The 19689-nt window shown below is 68.5% G+C and carries 18 protein-coding genes and 2 pseudogenes; 11 read left to right on the top strand and 9 right to left on the bottom strand.

Features of this window, described 5'->3' with window-relative positions:
* The first annotated feature begins 156 nt into the window (after positions 1-156).
* The 4 genes from L3078_RS03535 (at position 157) to L3078_RS03520 (ending at position 5113) form a co-directional block, all read left to right on the top strand.
* Complete coding sequence (locus tag L3078_RS03535; RefSeq protein WP_275593119.1) at positions 157-1536, top strand: enoyl-CoA hydratase-related protein; 1380 nt, start codon at positions 157-159, stop codon at positions 1534-1536.
* A 653-nt stretch (positions 1537-2189) separates the two neighbouring features.
* On the top strand, positions 2190-2525 hold the full coding sequence (locus L3078_RS03530; RefSeq protein ID WP_239750615.1) for an MDR/zinc-dependent alcohol dehydrogenase-like family protein: 336 nt from the start codon (positions 2190-2192) through the stop codon (positions 2523-2525).
* A 305-nt stretch (positions 2526-2830) separates the two neighbouring features.
* A complete protein-coding gene (locus L3078_RS03525) occupies positions 2831-3526 on the top strand; it encodes an SDR family oxidoreductase (RefSeq protein WP_239750614.1) in 696 nt (231 codons plus the stop codon).
* 135 nt (positions 3527-3661) lie between these two features.
* Positions 3662-5113 (top strand): DHA2 family efflux MFS transporter permease subunit, encoded by a 1452-nt coding sequence (locus L3078_RS03520; protein ID WP_239750613.1) that lies wholly within the window; start codon positions 3662-3664, stop codon positions 5111-5113.
* Positions 5114-5287: 174 nt separating this feature from the next.
* On the opposite strand, the gene L3078_RS03515 is transcribed toward L3078_RS03520, so the two are convergent.
* From L3078_RS03515 to L3078_RS03500, 4 genes are all read right to left on the bottom strand, one after another.
* Entirely contained in the window at positions 5288-5479 is a 192-nt protein-coding gene (locus L3078_RS03515; protein ID WP_239750611.1) for an alpha/beta fold hydrolase, read from the bottom strand.
* Between the two features lie 2 nt (positions 5480-5481).
* Positions 5482-5964: an alpha/beta fold hydrolase gene (locus tag L3078_RS03510; RefSeq protein WP_239760191.1), complete on the bottom strand. Its 483-nt coding sequence runs from the start codon at positions 5962-5964 to the stop codon at positions 5482-5484.
* Between the two features lie 421 nt (positions 5965-6385).
* Positions 6386-7072: a hemerythrin domain-containing protein gene (locus L3078_RS03505; RefSeq protein WP_239750610.1), complete on the bottom strand. Its 687-nt coding sequence runs from the start codon at positions 7070-7072 to the stop codon at positions 6386-6388.
* 379 nt (positions 7073-7451) lie between these two features.
* On the bottom strand, positions 7452-8363 hold the full coding sequence (locus tag L3078_RS03500; RefSeq protein WP_239750609.1) for an alpha/beta hydrolase: 912 nt from the start codon (positions 8361-8363) through the stop codon (positions 7452-7454).
* Between the two features lie 457 nt (positions 8364-8820).
* On the opposite strand from L3078_RS03500, the pseudogene L3078_RS03495 reads away from it, so the two are divergent.
* From L3078_RS03495 to L3078_RS03465, 7 genes and pseudogenes are all read left to right on the top strand, one after another.
* Positions 8821-9355 (top strand): annotated as a pseudogene (locus L3078_RS03495) (ISAzo13-like element transposase-related protein); the annotation flags it as partial.
* Positions 9330-9755, top strand: a complete 426-nt coding sequence (locus L3078_RS03490) for a hypothetical protein (RefSeq protein WP_239760746.1) — start codon at positions 9330-9332, stop codon at positions 9753-9755. The pseudogene L3078_RS03495 and the gene L3078_RS03490, both read left to right, overlap by 26 nt.
* On the top strand, positions 9752-10336 hold the full coding sequence (locus L3078_RS03485; protein WP_239750607.1) for a hypothetical protein: 585 nt from the start codon (positions 9752-9754) through the stop codon (positions 10334-10336). Before L3078_RS03490 ends, L3078_RS03485 begins: the two co-directional genes overlap by 4 nt.
* Before the next feature lie 46 nt (positions 10337-10382).
* Positions 10383-10707: pseudogene (locus tag L3078_RS03480) on the top strand (ISAzo13-like element transposase-related protein); the annotation flags it as partial.
* Positions 10708-10742: 35 nt separating this feature from the next.
* Complete coding sequence (locus L3078_RS03475) at positions 10743-11558, top strand: oxidoreductase (RefSeq protein WP_239750606.1); 816 nt, start codon at positions 10743-10745, stop codon at positions 11556-11558.
* Positions 11559-11676: 118 nt separating this feature from the next.
* Positions 11677-12753, top strand: coding sequence for an SMP-30/gluconolactonase/LRE family protein (locus L3078_RS03470; protein ID WP_239750605.1), 1077 nt, complete (start codon positions 11677-11679; stop codon positions 12751-12753).
* 54 nt (positions 12754-12807) lie between these two features.
* Positions 12808-13392: a TetR/AcrR family transcriptional regulator gene (locus L3078_RS03465; protein WP_239750604.1), complete on the top strand. Its 585-nt coding sequence runs from the start codon at positions 12808-12810 to the stop codon at positions 13390-13392.
* A gap of 700 nt (positions 13393-14092) precedes the next feature.
* Here the strand turns inward: L3078_RS03465 and L3078_RS03460 are convergent.
* The 5 genes from L3078_RS03460 to L3078_RS03440 form a co-directional block, all read right to left on the bottom strand.
* Entirely contained in the window at positions 14093-14533 is a 441-nt protein-coding gene (locus tag L3078_RS03460; RefSeq protein WP_239750603.1) for a hypothetical protein, read from the bottom strand.
* Positions 14534-14700: 167 nt separating this feature from the next.
* Positions 14701-16587 (bottom strand): pentapeptide repeat-containing protein, encoded by a 1887-nt coding sequence (locus tag L3078_RS03455; RefSeq protein WP_239750601.1) that lies wholly within the window; start codon positions 16585-16587, stop codon positions 14701-14703.
* A 457-nt stretch (positions 16588-17044) separates the two neighbouring features.
* Complete coding sequence (locus L3078_RS03450; protein WP_239750598.1) at positions 17045-18775, bottom strand: relaxase/mobilization nuclease domain-containing protein; 1731 nt, start codon at positions 18773-18775, stop codon at positions 17045-17047.
* On the bottom strand, positions 18772-19398 hold the full coding sequence (locus L3078_RS03445; RefSeq protein WP_239750597.1) for a hypothetical protein: 627 nt from the start codon (positions 19396-19398) through the stop codon (positions 18772-18774). Before L3078_RS03445 ends, L3078_RS03450 begins: the two co-directional genes overlap by 4 nt.
* A complete protein-coding gene (locus L3078_RS03440; protein ID WP_239750595.1) occupies positions 19395-19631 on the bottom strand; it encodes a hypothetical protein in 237 nt (78 codons plus the stop codon). The genes L3078_RS03445 and L3078_RS03440 overlap by 4 nt, the downstream gene beginning before the upstream one ends.
* Between the last annotated feature and the right edge of the window lie 58 nt (positions 19632-19689).

The raw sequence follows: 19689 nt of genomic DNA, 5'->3' as shown, positions 1-19689 counted from the left end.
TCGGGCCGGTCAGCGCACTCGCGCGCACCGCGGAGACGACATGGCGACCGCGATCATCGAAACCGGAAGCAAGGACAGGACGTTGGCGGATCTGGTGGTGCGGGGGGAGAGACAAAAGCACCGCTCTACAGCATCAGTATCTCCGCGACCGATCCGGTGCCTCGTACCATCGCCATCCACCAGGCGAAACATCTCGGTGCGAGCGTGGCCACGACCGCGAGCGCGACGAAGACCGACCTGGTGAAGAGCCTCGGCGCGGACGGCGTCAACGACTGTCAGAAGCAGGCGTTCGGGTCGGGGCCAGGCGACCACGACCTCGTCATCGACACGGTCGGAGACGAAACCCTCGACACGTCACTGCGGGTGCTCAAGCCGGGCGGGACCGTCATCAGTATCACCGGGCCACCCGACGGCACCTTCGCCCGGGAGACCGGCGCCAATCCCGTCGTCGGGCCGGCACGACCCGCCCCCTGCGCACAGAATGCGTCGCCGTCTCAGGTGGAGCGTGACCTGCGCGAGGGCCGGAAACCATCGACCACACCCCATTCACCGGAGGACTACATGGGCACGTCGAGAAGCAGTTCGCAGCCCGCAGGACACATTGCCGTCGAGGGCGACGCCGGGGTGCTTGTCGCTCGTTTCGACGGAGGCCCGCATGCGTTGTTCGATCCCGAGATCGCCAAGCAGCTGAAAGAGCTGGTGGATCGTGCAGACCGGGATCCGGGCATCCGCGCGGTCGTCTTCACCGGTACGCATCCTGACCGCTTCCTGAGTCATTCCGATGTGCGCTGGCTGCAAGAAGGTGGCACTGGATTCCCGCCAATCAACACGCGCATCGCCAAGCTCGTAGCGCGCACGGCGAGACTCATCAACAGAGTGCCGGTTGTCAGGACGCTCGCGGGGATGACCCGGCTCAAGACACTTCTGCAGCTCGACAGCTTCCATGCCACCTTTTTGAAGATGAATGCAAGCGGCACCATCTTCGTCGCGGCACTAAACGGTTCGGCACTTGCCGTCGGCTCGGAACTGGCATTTGCCTGTGATCTGCGCATCATGGCAGACGGGGAGTACGTCATCGGCCTGACGGAAGTCCTGCTCGCCCTGACACCGGGTGGCGGCGGCTCTCAGCGACTGCCTCGTTTGATCGGTAGACAGCAGACGCTGGTCGCCGTTCTCGAAGGCAGGCCGTTCACGCCTGCAGAGGCTCTCTCACTCGGCGCGGTCGACGAAGTGGTGCCAAAGGAAAAGGTCCTCGCACGGTCGATCGAGCGCGCAGAGTATCTGAGCCTGCGCTCGAAGGAATCTCTCGGAGCCATCAAGCGATCCATCTACTTCGGCAGCTCCCTGTCACTCGAGGACGGCTTGCAGCTCGAGCACGCCGAGTTCCTGGTCAGAGATCAATCGAAGGAAGCCCAGAGGCGGATGCTTGAATACATCGCCACCACGGACGCCACTGGCGAACTCCCTCTGTTGAATCGTGAGACGTACGCGCGAGCGCTCGCCGCCGGGCGACTCGGAAGTAGCCCACGCGAGTAGACCGGGTCGATGTGGTGACCTCGTCCTGGAACCGAGCGCCCCGTTCAGGGCCTTGGCCTGCGGCTCCGGGAACATGCTGATCCACTCCGCCACCGGCCACAGCAGTTCGTGCAGCGCGGCGAAGGCCGGCTCCGACTCAAGACGAGTACCACGACAGGCAGGTCGCCGAAGTTTGCCACGGCGGATCCGGCCACGCGTTGAGCAAAGCCTTTTTGCCGACGCCGGGCGGGTCTCCCCACAGCATCAGCGTCGCCCTGCCGCCCTGACGAGCGGCGTCAAGGATCCGGTCAAGGGCTGCCTGCTCCTGGCGCCGTCTGTACAGGTCCATTTCCTTGAAAGCTTCATGGCCGCTGCCGCCGGAGCGCTCGCGCTACCTGCGTTTGCGAACTTCGCTGTCTCCGTGACCGATCCGATGACCGATCCGTTGGCAGCTCGCTGTCCGTAGCGTCGGGATGGTCAGCGCACTCACGCGGACCGCGGAGACGACATGACGACCGCGATCATCGAAACCGGAAGCAGGGCAAGACATTGGCGGATCTGGTGGTGCGGGCTCCAAAGCGCCGCTCTTCAGCAGCACATATCTACGCGACCGGTCCAGGGCCTCCGTGAACGAGTAAACGTCGGCCAACAAGAACGGGCCGGTCTCCGAGGAGTTGGCCAAGGCGGCGCCGGACGGTATCGACGTCTTCTTCGACAACGTCGGCTGTGAGCACCTGGAGGCCGCCATTGGCGCGCTCAGGCTGCACGCACGGATCGTCCTGTGCGGGATGGTCTGCCAGTACAACGAGGAAAAGGCCGTCGGCCCGCGCAACCTGTGGAACTTGTCCGTGACGCGTTCGGCCATCCTGGCGTTCATGGTCGGCGAAGAGCTGGACTCCAGCCGGACTTCGTCCGCGAGGTCGGCGGCCGGCTCGCCGAGGGCAGGCTCCGCTATCGCGAAACCGTGTGGGACGGCCTGGAGGACACCCTGGACGCCTTCCTCGCCATGATGCGGGGCGAGAGCATCGGAAAGATGATCGTCAAGCTCTGTGTCCGCCTCCGTCACGCCCTGACCAGGGGCCTGCCGTGCACGCGGCGTGGCCCCTCGCGCGTCGGTCGCATCGCCAGCCCGCAACCCTCTGGTGTCGCACAGGTCCCGACCTCCCGACGGCATCACAGAAGCATGGATCGGTTGCGATCACTGGCTCATCCCGCTTAGCCTTACGATCATACGACAATGAACTGGCCCTCCCGGTCACGCCTTTGGCGCTCTGATCTTCACCTCCCCTCCACTTCACTTCACCAGGAACTCTCCATGGACCTCTCCACCAGCACTGCCCTTGTCACCGGAGCCAACCGGGGCTTCGGCCGGGCCCTCGCCGCCGAACTGCTGAGCCGCGGCGCCACCGTCTATGCCGGCGCCCGCAACCCCGCCCAGGTCGACCTGCCCGGCGCCAAGCCGATCGCGATCGACATCACCGACCCCGCCTCCGTCGCGGCCGCCGCCAAAGCCACCGGTGACGTGACCGTCCTGGTCAACAACGCGGGCTCCTCCACCGGCGCCGACCTGCTCACCGCCGACCTGGACGACATCCGTCTGGAGATGGACACCCACTTCCTCGGCACCCTGACGGTGACCCGCGCCTTCGCACCCCAGATCGCGGCGGGCGGCGGGGCGATCCTGAACGTCCTGTCCGGCCTGTCCTGGGTCAGCTTCCCGGAGTTCGGCGCCTACTGCGCCGCCAAGTCCGCGGAGTGGTCGCTCACCAACACGCTGCGCCTGCAACTCGCCGACCAGAACATACGGGTGGCCGGACTGCACGTCGGCTACATGGACACCGACATGGTCCGCACCGTCGACGCGGCCAAGTCCGACCCGGCCGACATCGCCCGCATCGCCGTGGACGGCATCGCCGCCGGCGCCTACGAGATCCTCGCCGACGACGGCTCCCGCCAGGCACAGGCAGCCCTTTCGGGGGGCGTCTCGGTGCTCTACCCGCAGCTCCCCTGAGAGCCGACACCCGGGCATCGGCACCGAGCGGGCTCGGTGCCGATGCCCGCTGTCGCACCCGATGCCGTCGCCCGCCGGCGTCCACGTCCATTGCTCCGTCGCCAAGTACGTCTGCCAGGGAACGCGGGGAACGCCATGAAACAGCACCGCAAGCAACGGGTTCGGGGCGGCAGCGCCTTCTGGGCCGTGGCCATCACCAGCATGGCCGGGTTCATCACCGCGCTCGACAACCTGATCGTCGTCACCTCTCTCCCCTCCATCCGCGAGGACCTCGGCGGCGGCCTCGAGGACCTCGAATGGACAGTGAGCGCCTACACCCTCACCTTCGCGGTGCTGCTCATGTTCGGTGCTTCCCTCGGTGACCGCTTCGGCCGCCGCAGACTGTTCGCCCTCGGGCTCGCGATCTTCACCACGGCCTCGGCCGCCGCCGCCCTCGCACCGGGGATGGGTGAACTGATCGCCGCGCGTGCGGCGCAGGGTGTCGGCTCCGCGATCGTGACGCCGCTGACGCTCACCCTGCTGTCGGCCGCCGTCCCCGCCGAACGGCGCGGCACGGCCCTGGGTATCTGGGGCGCGGCCAGCGGCATCGCCGTCGCCACCGGACCGCTCATCGGCGGCGCACTCACCGAGAACCTGTCCTGGCAGTGGATCTTCTGGGTGAACGTGCCCCTCGGTCTGGCGCTGATCCCGCTCGCCCTGCTGCGGCTGAACGAGAGCCACGGCCCGAACCCGACCCTCGATCTGGTGGGCACCGTTTTGGCCAGCGGCGGTCTGTTCGGCATCGTCTACGCCCTCGTGCGCGGCAACGCCGAAGGCTGGACCAGCACCCTCGTGCTGGTCGGCTTCTTCGCCGGTACCGCCATGCTCACCGGCTTCGTCCTCTACGAACTGCGCGCCGAGCACCCGATGCTGCCGATGCGCCTGTTCCGCCACCGCTCCTTCAGCGCCATCAACGCCGCCAGCCTTCTGATGCTGCTGGGCATGTTCGGGTCGATCTTCCTGCTCAGCCAGTACCTGCAGACCGTCGGCGGCTACTCACCGATGCAGGCCGGCGTACGGATGCTGCCCTGGACCGCCATGCCCATGATCGCCGGACCGCTGGCCGGAGCACTGGCCGACCGCATCGGCGGCGCACCCGTCGTCACCGCGGGAATGGCCCTGAACGCCGTCGGCCTCGGGCTCTGGGCCATCACCGTCGGCCCCCACGTCGCCTACACCCACCTGCTGCCCGCGCTGATCGTCTGCGGCGTCGGCCTGGGCATGTTCTTCGCCCCCAGCGCCAACCTCGTCATGAGCACCGTCCGCCCGGAAGAACAGGGCATCGCCTCCGGTGCCAACAACGCGATCCGCGAGGTCGGCGGCGCCATCGGCGTCGCAGCGCTGGCCGCGGTCTTCTCCGCCCAGGGCGGCTACGGATCGGCCTCACTGTTCGTGGACGGGCTGATCCCCGCGCTCTGGTTCGGGGCCGGTGCCGTCGCCCTGGCAGCGGCTGTGGCGCTGCTCATGCCCAGGCAGCGCAAGGCCGACGGCCCGGCTGCTGGCCTCGCCACGGGAGGTGCTCCGGCCGGCGCCCCGGTCGCGACCTGAAGCCCGGACCGCGGGGCGGCCCCGCCGGTTACGGCGAGGCCGCCCCGCGGCTGCCCTGCCCAGGTTCGTTCGCCGTGCGGGGTCATCACACCGTGGTCGAGGCCCCTCGGACAGCGCGCCCTTCGGGTCGGCTCTCGACCGGCTGAGGGGCAGCGCTTCCCTCACCGTGGAGGCTCAGCGGTTCGTCGTGCCGGCCCGGAAAGGCCGCAGATGTGCCAGCAGGGCCTCCGGCTGCTCCTCCGGGATGAAGTGACCGCACTCCGGGATCTCGGCACCGGTGACGTCGTCCGCACAGGCTCGCCAGATCTCCAGCGTCGGCAGGCGGGCAGGCAGCCCCGCGAAACCCCACAGTGCCAGCAACGGCATGGTCAGGCGGCGGTCTTCGGCGGCGTCGATGTCGTCGAGAGCGGTGTCCTCCTCCAGGGCGCGGTAGTCGTCCAGGCCCGCGCGCAGGGCACCCGGACGGGAGAACGCGCGGACGTAACCGTCGACCCACGGGTGTCGCGTCCCACGAGGCGTTCGAGCAGATCGGGCTGCATGTGGAACAGCCGGTGCCAGTAACCGGAGGCGAGGGAGGCGTCCAGGCGGCGGACCATCTCCCGGGTGGGCACGATGTCGAGCACGGCCAGCCGCTCCACCTGCTCCGGGCGGTCCAGCGCCCAGCGGTGCCCCACACGGGCGCCGCGGTCGTGGCCCCCGACGGCGGCTTTCTCGAAGCCGAGCGCGTCGACCAGGCCCGCGATGCCGACGGCCATCCGCCGCTTGTCGTATCCCGTGGTTGGCTTGTCGCTCAGGCCGTATCCGCGCAGGTCCGGCGCAAGGGCAGTGTGGTCGGCGGCGAGATCCGCCAGTACCGGCCGCCAGCAGTCAGAGGTCTGCGGCCAGCCGTGGAGCAGGACAAGCGGAGGTCCCGCCCCGGCTCGGACGTGGTGCAGGCGAACCCCCGTCCACCTGCGTCACTCCGGTCGTCACCGTCGGTCTGAAATACGCCCGCACTGTTCGCAAGCTCGTGGGCGACATCCCCCCTCGCCGTCACAGGCGGATTCCGTACCCGTGATGCCATGCAGCGAGCCGTGCGGGCTGGCGAATGCGACGTGGTGGGCATCGGCCGGCCGACGACCACCACCCCGGACGCGGCCCGGCTCATCCTCGAAGGGCAGGCCGAGGCACTCACGGCACACCAGGCGCGCCACGGCATGAGAGCCCGGCTGGGCAAGATCACCGACCTCAATGTCCTGGAGGCATACGACGTTGCGCATGGCCGGGTGATCGTCAGGCGTCGAAAACGCGGGCCTGGTAGCGACGCCAGGCGGGGCGGGCGGTGAGGCGCAGCAGCAGACGGACAGGCGCAGGCGCCTTGACGAGTTGCTGCGCGATGATCTCCGGGTCACCAACCTCCATGAACAGACCGAAGACCATGGGGGCCTTGGAGGGCGGCAGGCTTTTGAGGTTGCGTTCGGCGACCGCGTCCCACTCGGGCTGGGTGACGGTGCGTGCGGCGACCGGCAGGAGATGCTTCTCCTCGTCGCGCAGATGCTCCTCCAGCAGGACGAGGAGGTGCTCGACGCGGTCGGCCAACCGGCTGCGGGCCGCGCTGGTGGGGTTGACTCGCCAAGGCGGGATCAGGGCGGTGACCTCGTCGAGCATCCCGTGCACCGCTTCGTGCTGGGACTGCATCAGGCGCACCAGGGGAGCCAGTTCCTCGGGCACACGCTCCAGCAGCATGGGCCACAGCAACACGTCCTCGCCCTCGTGATGGTGGACCAGCAGGCCGAGCATCAGCTCCAGGTGGCCGGCGACCACACCGGCCCGCTTACGGTCACCCTCGTTGACCGCACTCACCAGAGACGCACTGGAGCGCAGGGCACGACGGAACGCGTCATGTGCCATGACCATGTCGCGAACGTCGGTCAGGCCGGGGCCGTGCAGGGCGTCACCTGGCGTGGCATTCTTGGTCATCAGTCGTCTCCTTCGCCGGGTTGTGCTGCTCAGGACGTCCTTCCGCAGCAACGCTGCGGACGTGCCCGATTGGGGGGGGGTGGGCGCCACCGGCATGTGGTCGGCCGTGCCCGATTCGGCTGCCTGCCCGGGCGCTGCTCAACGTGTGCGAAGCGGACCGAGCCGGTTCACGCTTCCTCGTGCGGGTCCGCGTCGGCAGGCGGACGCGGACCCGGCGGTCGGGGAGGGCGTCCGGGTCCGCCTGCCGACGACGATGCGGAAGGACTCGGAACGGACCGTTAGGCACGGCTGACCGTGCTCGGGAGTCGGGACTGGTCCGGGCGCAGAAGCCGGTGGTCCGCCGTGCGGAGGGCCACGACGATTGCGAGGGTTCTTCTGTTCAGGCGCCGAGGTGCTTGCGGAGCCACTGCCCCATCTGCTGGATCGCCTGGTCAACCTCGGGTACGCGTCCGGCGCCCAGGACGAAGGAGTGCTGTCCCTCGGGCATCGGGTGGACTTCGGAGGTGACCTTGAAGTCCGCGAGGCGGCGTCCGAGTTGGGCGCCGTCGTCGGCGAGGGTCTCGTACTCGCCGTAGTGGAGGGTCGTGGGCGGCAGACCGGTCAGATCGGCGTTCACGAGGCTGATCGCGGGGTCGGTGAAGTCCACGGCGGGGTCCTGCAGCCAGGCTCCGCGGAAGAGCTCCAGGGTGGCCCGGCTGAGCATCTTGTCGTTGTCCTCGTTCGCGTCCACCGACGCGTTCTGGATGGTGAGGTCGGTCCACGGCGAGACGCTGACGATCGCGCCGGGGGTCGCCTCGCCCTTGGAGAGCAGACGGAGCGGCAGCATCACCGCGAGCGTGCCGCCGATAGAGTGGCCCGTGCTGCCGATGTTCCGCGGCTCGTAGCCCTGGGAGAGCAGCCACCGGTAGGCCGTCTCGGCGTCGTCGAGCTGGGCAGGGTAGGGATGTTCGGGCGCCAGACGGAAGTCCACCACGAGGGAGCGGGCGCCGGCCGCCTTCGCGATGTGACCGGCGGCCTTGCGGTCCGAGTACATCGAGGCGGCGACCGATCCGCCGAAGTGGAAGTGCAGCAGCGCCTTGTCGGGATCGGCGCCCTCCGGGATGGCCCACAGAGCGGGGACGCCGCCCGCGTCCACATCGGCGTAGGTGACGCCCTCCGGCTCGGTCGACGCCTTGTGGTTCGAGTCGACGATGTCGCGGACGACGGCCAGGTCGAGGCCGGGTATGGCCGCTCTGGCGTTCGTGCTCGCGAGGAAATCCGCGAACTGCTGTGCTTCTGCACTGATTGCCATGGTGATATTCCTTTCAGGCCACTGTTGCGTCCGCTTGTCGCGCGCAGTCAGGTCGATGTGCTGGTAGCGACGTCAGCTGGTCGTCCGGGGATCCGGCTGGTCTTGCGGACATGCTCACGGGCGCAGGCGGTGCCAGGCGTCTCGACGGACCGTTATGTCCGACGAGGCTCATGGACGACAGGGACGTCCGGCCCTGGCGGGCCCTGTCAGCTGCCTGCATCCCCGACGTTAGGGATGAAGGGATGGAAGCGGATCCGTCACCGTATCCGTCATGGTGCTGCCATGCTTCGAGCTGTCTGCGTCGAGGTCCCCGTGCAGTCCGACTCGATCCCAACGCCCATGTGTGGACTTGGTCTGCCTCCACTTTTGGTCGGCCACAGTGTGGGCTTGATCCAAGGCCGGGTAGTCAGGGCCTGCGGAGAAACACGTCGTTGTTTCCGTGGGTGCTCGTCTTGTTGTGGTAGCTGGGGCGGCTCTGGCCGCGAAGTCCCAGGCGCTGTTCCCGCACTTGGACGAGCGTCAGCGCCGGTTGCCATAGGGACGGAGGCCCGGTCGCTGGGGCATGGCGGGATCCGGGCGGGGCTCGTGCGGCCGGGGTGCGTGAGGGCACCGTGTCGCGCGGAGTGGCTGAACTGGAGTCCAGCGCGGCCCCGTTGGGCAGGGTTCGCCAGGAAGGCGGCGGCCGCAAGCGGCGTAATGGATCTTGGCCCGGAGCTGCGGCCGGCTCTGCCGCCTCTTGTCGAGCCGGACGTGCGGAGTGATCCGATGTCGCCGCTGCGCTGAACGACGAAGTCACCCGTCATCTGGTCTCCGAGCTGGCCGGCCAGGGCCACCGCGACTCGGCGGAGACTGTGGCCGACCTGCTGCGTGAGGAGGGCTTCAGCCTGCAGGGGAACGCAAAGACCATCGAGGGCCGCCAGCATCCGGACCGGGATGGTCAGTTCCGCGACATCAACGAGCGGGCCAATGACCACCAGGCTGCCGGGGACCCGTGGGGCGCTCTGGCGCGGGATGCGGCTGGCCGCGGTGGACGGGTTCGTGCTGGACGGGCCGGACAGCGAGGCGAACCAGGCGTTCTCCGGCGGGCCGACCGATGCCCGCAAGGCTGAAGCGGAGTTCCCCCAGGTGCGGGTGGTGACGCTGACGGAGACAGGCGCGCACGCCTCGATCGACGCCCGGATCGACGGCTTCAACGGGGGCGAGCGGGAACTGGCGGTGCAGATGACCGGTTCGGCAGCCGGGATGCTGGTCATCATGGACCGGAGCTTCTCCGGAGTGGAGCTGTGGAAGGCATATACGGGTGCCGGAGCGCACCTGCTGCTGCGAGCCCGGTCGACGGTCGCGTCCAGGCCGACGAAGATGCTGCCGAACACTGCTATCTGGGGCGCATGAGCCTGGCCGTCAACGCCTCACATCCCGGCGGGGTGACGGTGCGGGTGATCGAGTACCGGGTCGCCGGCGGCGAAGTGATCCGACTGCTGACCGACCTGACGCACATCGAGGCTTACCCTGCGGCGGAGCTGGCGGCCCTGTACTACGAGCGGTGGGAGGCCGAGTCGGCCCACCGCCAGGTCAAAACGTTCCAGCGTGGCTCGGCACAGGTGCTTCCCTCGACGGCTCCGGCCCTGGCCTGTAAGGAGGTCTGGGCGCACCTGGAGGTGCACCACTGCCTGAACAGGATCATCGTCAGAGTGGCCGGCGGCGAGCGGATCGATCCCGACCGGATCTCCTTCGTGAAGGTCCTCAAGCACGTCCGGCGCAGCGTGGTCAACCAGGCCAAGGACGCGATGTCGACCCTCGGCTCGTTCTTGGCGATGCTGGAGGCGAAGGTCCGCCGCAAGCTCGGCAGCGGTCCCCGCCGTCACCGCGCTGCGCCACGGGTCCTCAAGCGCCCGGACTCTAAATACTCGCCCGCGATCAAGAAACGGCAGCACGACCCACCCGCCGCGTCCCGGCCAACGTCATCACCCTGACCCCCATAATTCTTGACTAGCTCAAACAACGGCATTGGCCAGGGCTTCAAAGTGGAACAGAATCGAGCATCGGCTGTTCTCCCACATCACCATGAACTGGCGAGGCAGGCCCCTGAGCAGCCATGGAGTCATCGCCCATCGCGGCGACGACCACCCGCACCGGGCTGACGGTGCACGCAGAGCTCGACACTGCCGCCTACGGGACCGGCATCCCGATCGGCTGGGTCATGCAGCAGGGACCGAGACAGCCGGTCCTCGCGGGGCTCGTGGTCTTTCCCGTACCGCGCCCCACGTTTCCCCGACTTTCTGGGATCGCCAGAGCTGACCACTTGTCATCGACCGGCAACCGGCATATGGTCGTACGAGCGTAAGGCATACGTTCATAATTCAATCTGGGGAGTACGTGATGGCGGCAACTCGACCGGTGGCACTCGTGACGGGTGCCACGTCAGGGATCGGCAAGGAGGCGGCCCGCGCCTTCGTCGCGGCGGGTTTCGAGGTGATCGGAACCGGCCGCAAGACCTCCGGGCTCACCCCGCCCGCCGGCGTGATGTACCTCGATCTCGACGTGGCCAGTGACGACTCGGCCACCGCCGTGGTCGCCGAGGTGATCGACCGGTTCGGGCGCATCGACGTCCTGGTCAACAACGCGGGCATCGGCTCGGCGGGCGCCGTCGAGGAGAACTCCGTCGCCCAGGCCCAGAACGTCTTCAACATCAACGTCTTCGGTGTCATGCGTATGACGAAGGCGGTTCTGCCGCACATGCGCGCCCGGGGCGGCGGACGCGTCATCAACATCTCGTCAGTCCTCGGGGTCGCCCCCCAGCCGTTCATGGCCCTCTACGTCGCCGCGAAGCACGCCATCGAGGGCTACTCCGAGTCCCTGGACCACGAGGTCCGCGAGCACGGCGTCCGGGTCCTGATTGTCCAGCCCGCCTACACCAAGACCGGCTTCGACACCAACGCAGCGCAGCCCGACACCCCGCTGCCCCTGTACGCGGAGCGACGGCGCATCTTCGACGAGGTGATCGCGGCGGCGATGAAGGTCGGCGACGACCCCGCCGTCGTCGCCAAGACGATCGTCACCGCGGCCACCGACAAGAAGCCGAAGCTGCGCTACACCGCCGGCCCGCTGGCCTCACGCGTCACGACGGCGCGCCGCCTCGTCCCCGCTGGAACGTTCGACAAGCAGATCCGCAAGAACAACCGGCTGCCCGGCTGACACGCCCGGTCCGGCTTCAAAGGCGCCGATTGCGCCCGAATGTCTCGGCTGTACCCGACATCTCTGATGTCGGCGGCAGTCCGTTGATCAGTCACTCGTTGATTTGCCAAGGAGAGTCATGCAGAAGCAACGCCGGAACACGGCCCGGCACAGTGCATCCGGCGGAAGGCGTTTTCTGAAGAAGAAGGTCGAGATCGCTGTGGCGGTCACCGCAGCGGCGGCCGTCCTGGGGTCGGCGCCGTCCGCGTCCGCATGGACGGGGCACTCGTACAGCGGAGCGGCCGTCACCGACGTACGGACTGCGGCGACGTTCGACTTCGCCGCCGGCGAGATCCCCGAGAACATCACCGCCAACCCCGACGGCTCCGTGACCCTGTCCATGCTCGGCAGTTGCGCGGTGTGCGAGCGCACGCATGGGCCGGAGTTGATGCGCATAGACGCGTCCGGACAGCGCACGGTCCTGGCCACCGGGCAGGTGGGTGAGGCGATCAGCGGCAACGCCCGTGGCAGTGACGGCACCGTCTACTACGCGTTGTGGGCGCCGGGCAACGCGGCCAGGAACGGTGTGTACAAGCTGCTTGCGGACGGCACCCCTCAGCGCGTCGCCGCTCTGCCCGCCGACTCGGGCCCCAACGGGCTCGCCGTCGCCGGACGCACCCTCTACATCGCGGACAGCCTGAAGGGCACCATCTGGTCCGTTCCGGTCTCGGGCGGAGAGGCCACCCGGTGGCTGACCGACGCCGCTCTCGCACCGGTACCCACCGAAGCCCTGCCGATCGGCGCCAACGGGCTCAGGTTCCACAACGGCGCCCTGTGGATCAGCAACTTCAACAAGGGAACACTGCTGCGGGTACCGATCACCCCCACCGGCGCGGCCGGTCCCATCCGGGTGGTCGCGGGCGGCCTGCCCAACATCGACGACCTCAGCTTCCTGACCCCCTTCTCCGATGTGGTGTTCGCGGCGCAGAACGGCTCCTCCTCGAACAACGGTCCGGACAGGGTCGTGGCGATCTACCCGGACGGCAACTACAAGGCCATTCTGACCAGCGCGGACGGTCTGGCCTCTCCCTCCGCGACCGCGGTCCGCGGCGACCGGCTGTACATCACCGACGGCGGGGTCCCCGAGCCCCACGACGCGAAACTGCAGACCGCCAGGATCAACTTCCCCGCTCTGCTCGCCCACGCGGCACACTGACCCGACCAGCGGCAGCCGGGGCGCAAGCCCCGGCTGCGACGGAGGAACGCACCCGTGCGGTACCCGAAAGAACACAAGCAGCAGACACGGCAGCGGATCATCACGACGGCCGGCCGCCGTCTCAAGCGCGACGGCATCGACGGCTCCGGAGTCGCGACCCTCATGAAGGACGCCGGCCTGACAGGCGGCACCTTCTACGCCTACTTCGCGTCCAAGGACGACCTCGTCGCCATGGCGGTCGCCGACCAGATGCGTGCACAGCACGAGAACATCGTCGCGCAGGCGGCGCCCGGCCGCGCCGGACTTGAGCAGATGATCCGCTGGTACTTCTCCACCGAGCAGCGCGACAGTATCGAGGACGGCTGCCCCAACGCCGCCCTGCTCGATGAGATCGGACGCTCCACACATCCCACCAGGCAGGCATACACCGACGGCGCGCTGGTCCTCATCGACGGCTTCGCCGCCCGACTGGCACCCCACGATCCGCGATCGGCGCGCCTGAAGGCACTTGGCCTCCTCGGCATGATGGCCGGGACACTGCAGCTCTCCCGGGCCCTGGCCGACCGGCGGCTCGCCGACGGACTCCTCGAACAGGGCATCCGCAACGCCCTGGCAATGCTGGATGCCGGGCAGAACTGATCGTCGCTTTACTCGGTGACCTGTTGCCCTTTCGGGGGCTTGCAAGAGATCTCCGATCCAGATCATCGAGACGCGGAGTTCGAGGCCGGTGAGGCAGCCAATTGATCACCACATCACACAGGCCCTAGTGCCGCTCAACGCGTCGGCCGGTAACGCGCTGCTGCCTCCGACCCTCGTTGGGTCGGAGGCAGCAGCGCGTTGGGCGGGCAGTTCAGCTCGTTGCCGTGGCCTCGATCAGGGCCTTGGCGAGGTGGTGGTCGACGAGGGCCGGTAAGCCGGAGAGGATCAGTAGCCGACTGCCTTCGCGTCCGCCGTGGCCTTGTGCGGGAAGGCGAGCCTGCCGCCGGTCGCAGCGTCGCCGCCAGCTCGCTCAGGACCGGGCAGCCGAGGACGGCGACGTCGTCGTGCCGGGCCGGACGCTCCGGCTTGGGCAGGTAGCCGCTGCCGAGGTCTCCCCGGTCGAGCAGGCGCGACTGGAGTGGCCGAGGAGAGCGGGGCCCGCTTCTGGTGGACGCCGACTTTCCCGTTGGGGCGGAGTAGCAGGCCTGGTGCTCGATCCCGCTTGTTATCGGAGGAACAGGCGGGCAGGCAGTGGGCGGTGATGGCGACGCGAACGCGCGTGACGGAACTGACCCCTTGGTGCTTGGCGACGGGTGGTCAGTACGGGTCCAAGGGACCGGTGGGGTCGTAGGCGTGGTGGTCAGTGTCCGAGGTGGCGCAGGCAGTCCTCGAAGGTGGCGTACGTGGCGTCCGCCGGTCCGCTGTTGCGGTTGTACCACGCGGTGTCGAGGCGGGTCTCCACCCGCTGGTGGCCTGCCCGGCACCGTAGCCAGATCGCGCCGCAGGTCGAGAGGATCAACCAGTCCCGGTACGCGCCGCACTCGGCACAGACAGCCATCTCACCGTCGAGGACAAGCGGCTGCTTCCACGGCATGATCTTGCCTTCGACCTGGTCGTGGCTCGGCACGCGCAGTTCCGGCGGAAGGAAGTCGTCCACCATGGCGGCGGGCTCGGCATGCTCCGGCTCGATCGCCGGGGCTCCGAAGCCGTGCGGGACCTGATCCTGCAGCCGAGCGTGCAGCTCGGTGAACTCCCTCTGATCTTCTCGCTCCCTGGCCCGGCGGCGTATCCGGTGAAACACCTGGACGTTCTCCTCTACTTCGTCACCTCGTGCTGCGCCTCAAGATCGTGCCCCACGTCGTTCGGCGGTTTCAATTCACAAAGTCCACAGTCACCTTCCGCTGGGCCATCGGGGCGGTCCGGGTTCTCGGCTGCCCAGATGACGAGTTGGCGGCAATGACGAAGAGGTCAGCGTTTGACGCGGTTTCGGACGGCGAGGACGGCAAAGCCCAACAGGACGGGTTCGGTCAGGCGGGAGGTCATCTCGATGTAGGTGCCGGTGGTGGTCAGGTCCTGGCCGGAGGAGCGGAACACCACCGAGTTGAGGGTGACGTTCAGTGCTTTCTCGAAGCGTTCGCCAGTGAACCGGTTGCCGGTAGGGTTCTGGGGATCGTCCTTGTCGATCTCGAAGGTGACCTTGCCGGCGCTGGCCGGGACGGTGCCGGTCGCGGTCTGTTTGGGGGTGTCCTGGGCGAGGCCGAAGGCCATCAGCAGGACGATGGTGACGAGCATGGCGATGCCGAGCCAGGCCAGGGCCCGAGAGGCGCGCAGGCCGTAGCCGGACAGCGCCCAGTAGGCGGTCAGCAGCCCTCGTTCGCTGCGAGGGATGTCGTCGGCGTGGCGGCGCATCTCCATCTCCCCGTAGTAGAAGTCCGCCGCTCCCGGCTCGTGCTTGCCGTCCTCGAAGGCCTTGCGCAGAGCCCGGTACACCGGGGCCAGTTGCAACGGCCCGGCTTGCCCGGTACCGAGGACCGCCACGTTCCAGCCCGGCACCGCCCCTTGCTGGCCAGCGCGCCAGTGGTGTTCCTCAGCCAGGACGCGGCGCTCGGTGAAGCGCACCGGTGGCCAGCGCCGCCAGTGCATGGCGGGCGGGGCTGTGTCGAAGGTGCAGGCCCCCTCCAGGCGGAGTTGGTCCAGGTGGACCGTGCCGGCGAACAGACATCTCGACAGATCGAGGTCTGCAAGGACCAGATGGGCCGCGTCCACCCCACGCAGCGAGGCCACCCGCACCCCTGAGTCGGGCGCGCCCGAACATGGATCGTCCACCAGTTGCCCGCCGTTGGCGCGTAAGAACGGATCGGCTTCTGCGGCGATCGTGAGCGGGTACTCGAACACCGCATGAGAGAAGTCCACCGTGGCGTAGCGCAGGCGGATCTCCGCTGTCGATGACCAGCGAGTGCGACGGCACTCCAGACGCCGCGTAGCGAATGAAAGGGTCACCGGGCCGCCGAATTTCGCGCCGGAAAGCACAACCCGTCCAGCACACACAAAAGGCCCGACCCTTTCAGCCTCCACGAAGGTCACGGACTCGAACACGGCGTCACTCTCGAAGGTCGCAGCCTCGAACCCGGCGCTCTTCTCGAAGATCGCGTACTCGAACCAGGCATGGCCCTTGAAGGTCGTCGAATCGAACCAGGCATAGCCCTTGAAGCTCGCCGACCAAAACCGGGTGCCCCTCTCGAAGGTCGCCGCTTCGAACCCGACGTAGCTCTCGAAGGTCGCTGCCTGGAACACTGCGTTGCCGTTGAAGGTTGCCGACCGGAAGACGGCGTTGTCGAAGGTTGCCGACCTGAATCCGGCGTAGCTCCTGAAGGTCGCCGAGCCGAACCAGGCGTCACGCTCGAAGGTCGCCGCCTCGAACACTGCGTTGCCCTTGAAGGTCACTGCCTCGAAACCAGCGTTGCCCTTGAAGGCTGCCGACCCGAACCTGGCGTTGCCCTTGAAGGTCGCTGCCTCGAAATCGGCGTTGCCGTTGAAGGTTGCCGACCGGAATACGGCGCTGTCGAAGGTCGCAGACCGGAACACGGCGTGGCCGAAGCGGGGGTGACCGGTCGCGGGGTCACGGAGGGCGTTAAGTAGGGCGTTGAGGAGGGATTCGGTGAAGGTGGTGCCCCGGTGGTCGACGTCGGCGCCAGGAGTCAGGCCAGCCAGGTAGACGTCGCGGTCGGCGTCGGCCAGGTGGGCGAGACATGCGGTGTGACCAGGGACATGGATGCCGCGGCAGCCGACAGGGTCGTCAGCAGGGTCTGCGCCGTGTGCGCAGTGCGGCCAGGCTGGCGGTTCGGATGTGCTCATGGCGCGGCGGCTCCAATTGTGTCAGGTGCTCGTAGGACGCCCCTGGGGACGGGAGCGGTTCAGGCCCGAAGGTGACGGGCCACGCCTCCGTCAAATGATGCCGACCAGCTCGGTAAACAGTTGCCGATCAACAGCAGGGGAGGCCTCGGGGAAGGTGCGGCTGCGCTTCTGACTGTCGGCGCGCGATGGCATCCCATGTGGTTCGGTCCGTGCGAGTCGGGGGATCGGCTCTCCCATTGCGAACGCGCCGTACGTGCGCAACAATCCGTAGATTTTTGCCAGGTACGCCGCACTGAGGGACTCATGCGTCACATGCCTGTCGCCCACTTAACCCCCGAGATAGACCGGTCGTCACCCAGGTTGGGCGTGGCGTACGGACATGCTGTGGATTGCGGGCGGAATGGTGGTGTCCCCCTCCTGCTGGTGAGTTGCGGCCGCGCAGCGGTACCCGGCGGGCCTACCGGATCTGACGCGATGCATCCTCCCCACTGCGGGCCCTACCGGGTGCGGAGGGCCTGGACGTCGAACGGCGCGGTGCGGTCCGGCTCCCGGCGGTGCTGGTCTCAGGCAGGTGGGAAGCGTCGGCTGGGAGGTGGGCTGTTCGCCGCATCCGCCACACGAGCACGTCGCTGACGGAGTCCGCGGTGCCGAGTTCGCGGCGTTCCGCGGCCTCGGACAGGATGGCGACCGGGTCGTGGCCGGACGCTTCGGCTTCCCTGATGGTCGCGGCGAGGGCGTACCAGCCAGGTTCGGCGAGGATCTGCTCGGCCAGCTCCGGCAGAGCCTCGCGCAGCAGTACCGTCTGCCGCTGGAGCATCGGTCGGCTCAGCCGCCGACCGCGCTGGTGGAGCACGCCGAGGGGCGGGGCGGAGGCGGTTTTGTAGGCGCTCCGCAGGTGCTCGGCGGCCCGGGTGGCGGCGGCGGCCTGCTGGGCGTGGCCCTTCTTCGCGTGCCAGTGGATGGCGGCGGCGATGAGGAAGAACAGCATGTCGATGGCCATCGCGGTGGTGGCGCCGTCCTCGCCGCGGCCGAGTGCGGGGCCGCTGTGGACGAGGTCGCGGGCGGCCTGCCGTAGTGCCCGGTCGTGCCCGCGCTCGGCTCGGACGTGGGAGCGGGAGGCCCGCTCGAACGCCCAAGCTGCTTCTCGTAGTTCGCGGCGGGTGTGGGCGGCGGAGGTCTTTGCCAGCGCGTCCAGGACTTCTCCGGTCGCCGCGATGTACGCGGCGGCTACCGCGTCGTCGCCATGTTCGACGACGAGAACCGCCTTCCACGCGGCCGAGGCCGTACGCCGGCGCGCGGCGGCCGGGCCTCCCGAAACCGCCTCACTGAGCGCGGTGTCCGAGGCGTGACTGCTGGCGGACCAGCGCTCCCGGATCCGGGGAAGAGACAGGTCCGGCGCGAGTCGAGCTCCGGGGTAGAAAACCGGCTCGCCGTCCCTATTGAGGTCGTCGGGCAGGGCGACCTTGTATCCGAGGAGGTCGCCGGAGGGTGCGGCGCGCTGACGGATGAGGAGACCGGCGGCGGCGAGCCGTTCGAAGAACTCTTCTTCGCTGTCCGCACCGGCCACTGCTCGCCGAACCGTCTCCCGCAGTTCCTCTCGGGCGGTGCGATCTCGGGCCTGGCGCTCGGCCTTGTGGCGCTCGGCGCTGGTGGGCCGCTGGGCTGCAGTGCCGTCGCCGGGCGCGACCTGGCGGAGGCCGAGTTCCTTCTCGATGATCCGGGCTTCGGCCTGGGCGCGGGCGCCCGAGCGGTAGTCGTCGGGGCGATGGCCGTCCTCGGTCACGAGTGTGGCGACGATGTGGATGTGGTCGTCCGCGTGACGTACGGCGGCCCAGCGGCATCCTGGCTGCCCGCCGCCAGGGTCGATGCCGGTCGCGGCGACGATACGCCGGGCAATCTCGCCCCACTCCTCGTCGGACAGGATCCGGTCGCCGGGGTCGGCGCGTACGGAGGTGTGCCAGACGTGTTTGGCCGGGCGGCCGTGCTTGGCGAGCGCCATCACGGGCTGGTCCAGGAGCTGGGCAAGGTCCTGGAGAGTGGCGTTCGGGTCGCGGCCGGGGTCGGGGGACATGCCGTCGAAGGAGGCCACGAGGTGGGGGTCGGTGTGATCGTCGTACTGGCCGGTGGCATAGAGGTAGTTGAGGAGGCCGATGGTCCGTGATCCGGAGTTGTTGACGCTGGGGATCACGAGCCGTGGTGCTCGATCAGCCGTGCGGCGGCTTCGTGTGCGGCGTCGGCAGCGCGCCGTACAGCGGCGACGGCTGCTTCGAGCTGCGGGGCGTCCGCACCGGAGTTGAGTGCCTTGACGGCCTGGTTGAGGTTGCTGCCGGCCCAGCCGAGCCGACGGCGGCTGTCGAACAGGGCTGTGATCACTTCGCGTTCGTCGGCGATCTCGGCACTGGTGCGGTCGAGATCACGTGCCGCGGCGAGAGCGGAGCGGGCGAGGAAACCGGCGACGGTCAGACTGCACCGGGCGGCGGCGGACTTGATCAGGGCGAACTCGTCCTCATTGAGGCGGGTGTTGGGCTGGTGCAGGCGCTTCTTCTCGAGCGGCTGACGCGGACGCTGACGGGCACGAGGAGCGCGCTGTCGGCGCGTACGCGGCTCGCTCGGCTTCTCCTCCTGCCCAGGCTTCGATCCGCCCTCGGTCGAAGTCTCCAGGACCTGCGCCCCCTGGTGCAGGTCCTCTCCCGCCCCCTCAGGGGCGGGTTCGGCGAAAGCTACGCTTCCGCCCCAACTTGCTCGCACCGAGACCGAGTTGGATTCGGGAGCGGATTCCGGGGTGTTGCCGTTTCGGGCGGGGTGCGTCATCGGGATTCGGGCCTCGTGATGCGGGTGTGGTGCTGGATGGTCGCGGCCAGTGCGAGGACGTCGGCCGGTCCCCTCAGGAGGCGGACGACTCCGTTGTGTTGGTCCTGGACGAGCCACTGGCCGGTCGGCGTACGGACGGCGGCGTGCAGGAGCCGCCGACGGACCAGGACGTCCGCCCAGGCGTCGGCCTCGGCGGCTGTGGGCTGCGGTGAGCGAGGGGAACACGGTTTCATGGCGTACTTCCTTGAACGAGGACGGTGGCTCGGCACAGAGCCGGGCCACCTTGCGCGG

Origin of the sequence: Streptomyces deccanensis (assembly GCF_022385335.1) — a bacterium.
GTDB lineage: Bacteria > Actinomycetota > Actinomycetes > Streptomycetales > Streptomycetaceae > Streptomyces > Streptomyces deccanensis.
Note: the sequence above shows the minus strand (reverse complement) of the source record. Positions and strands in the feature narration are given on the sequence as shown.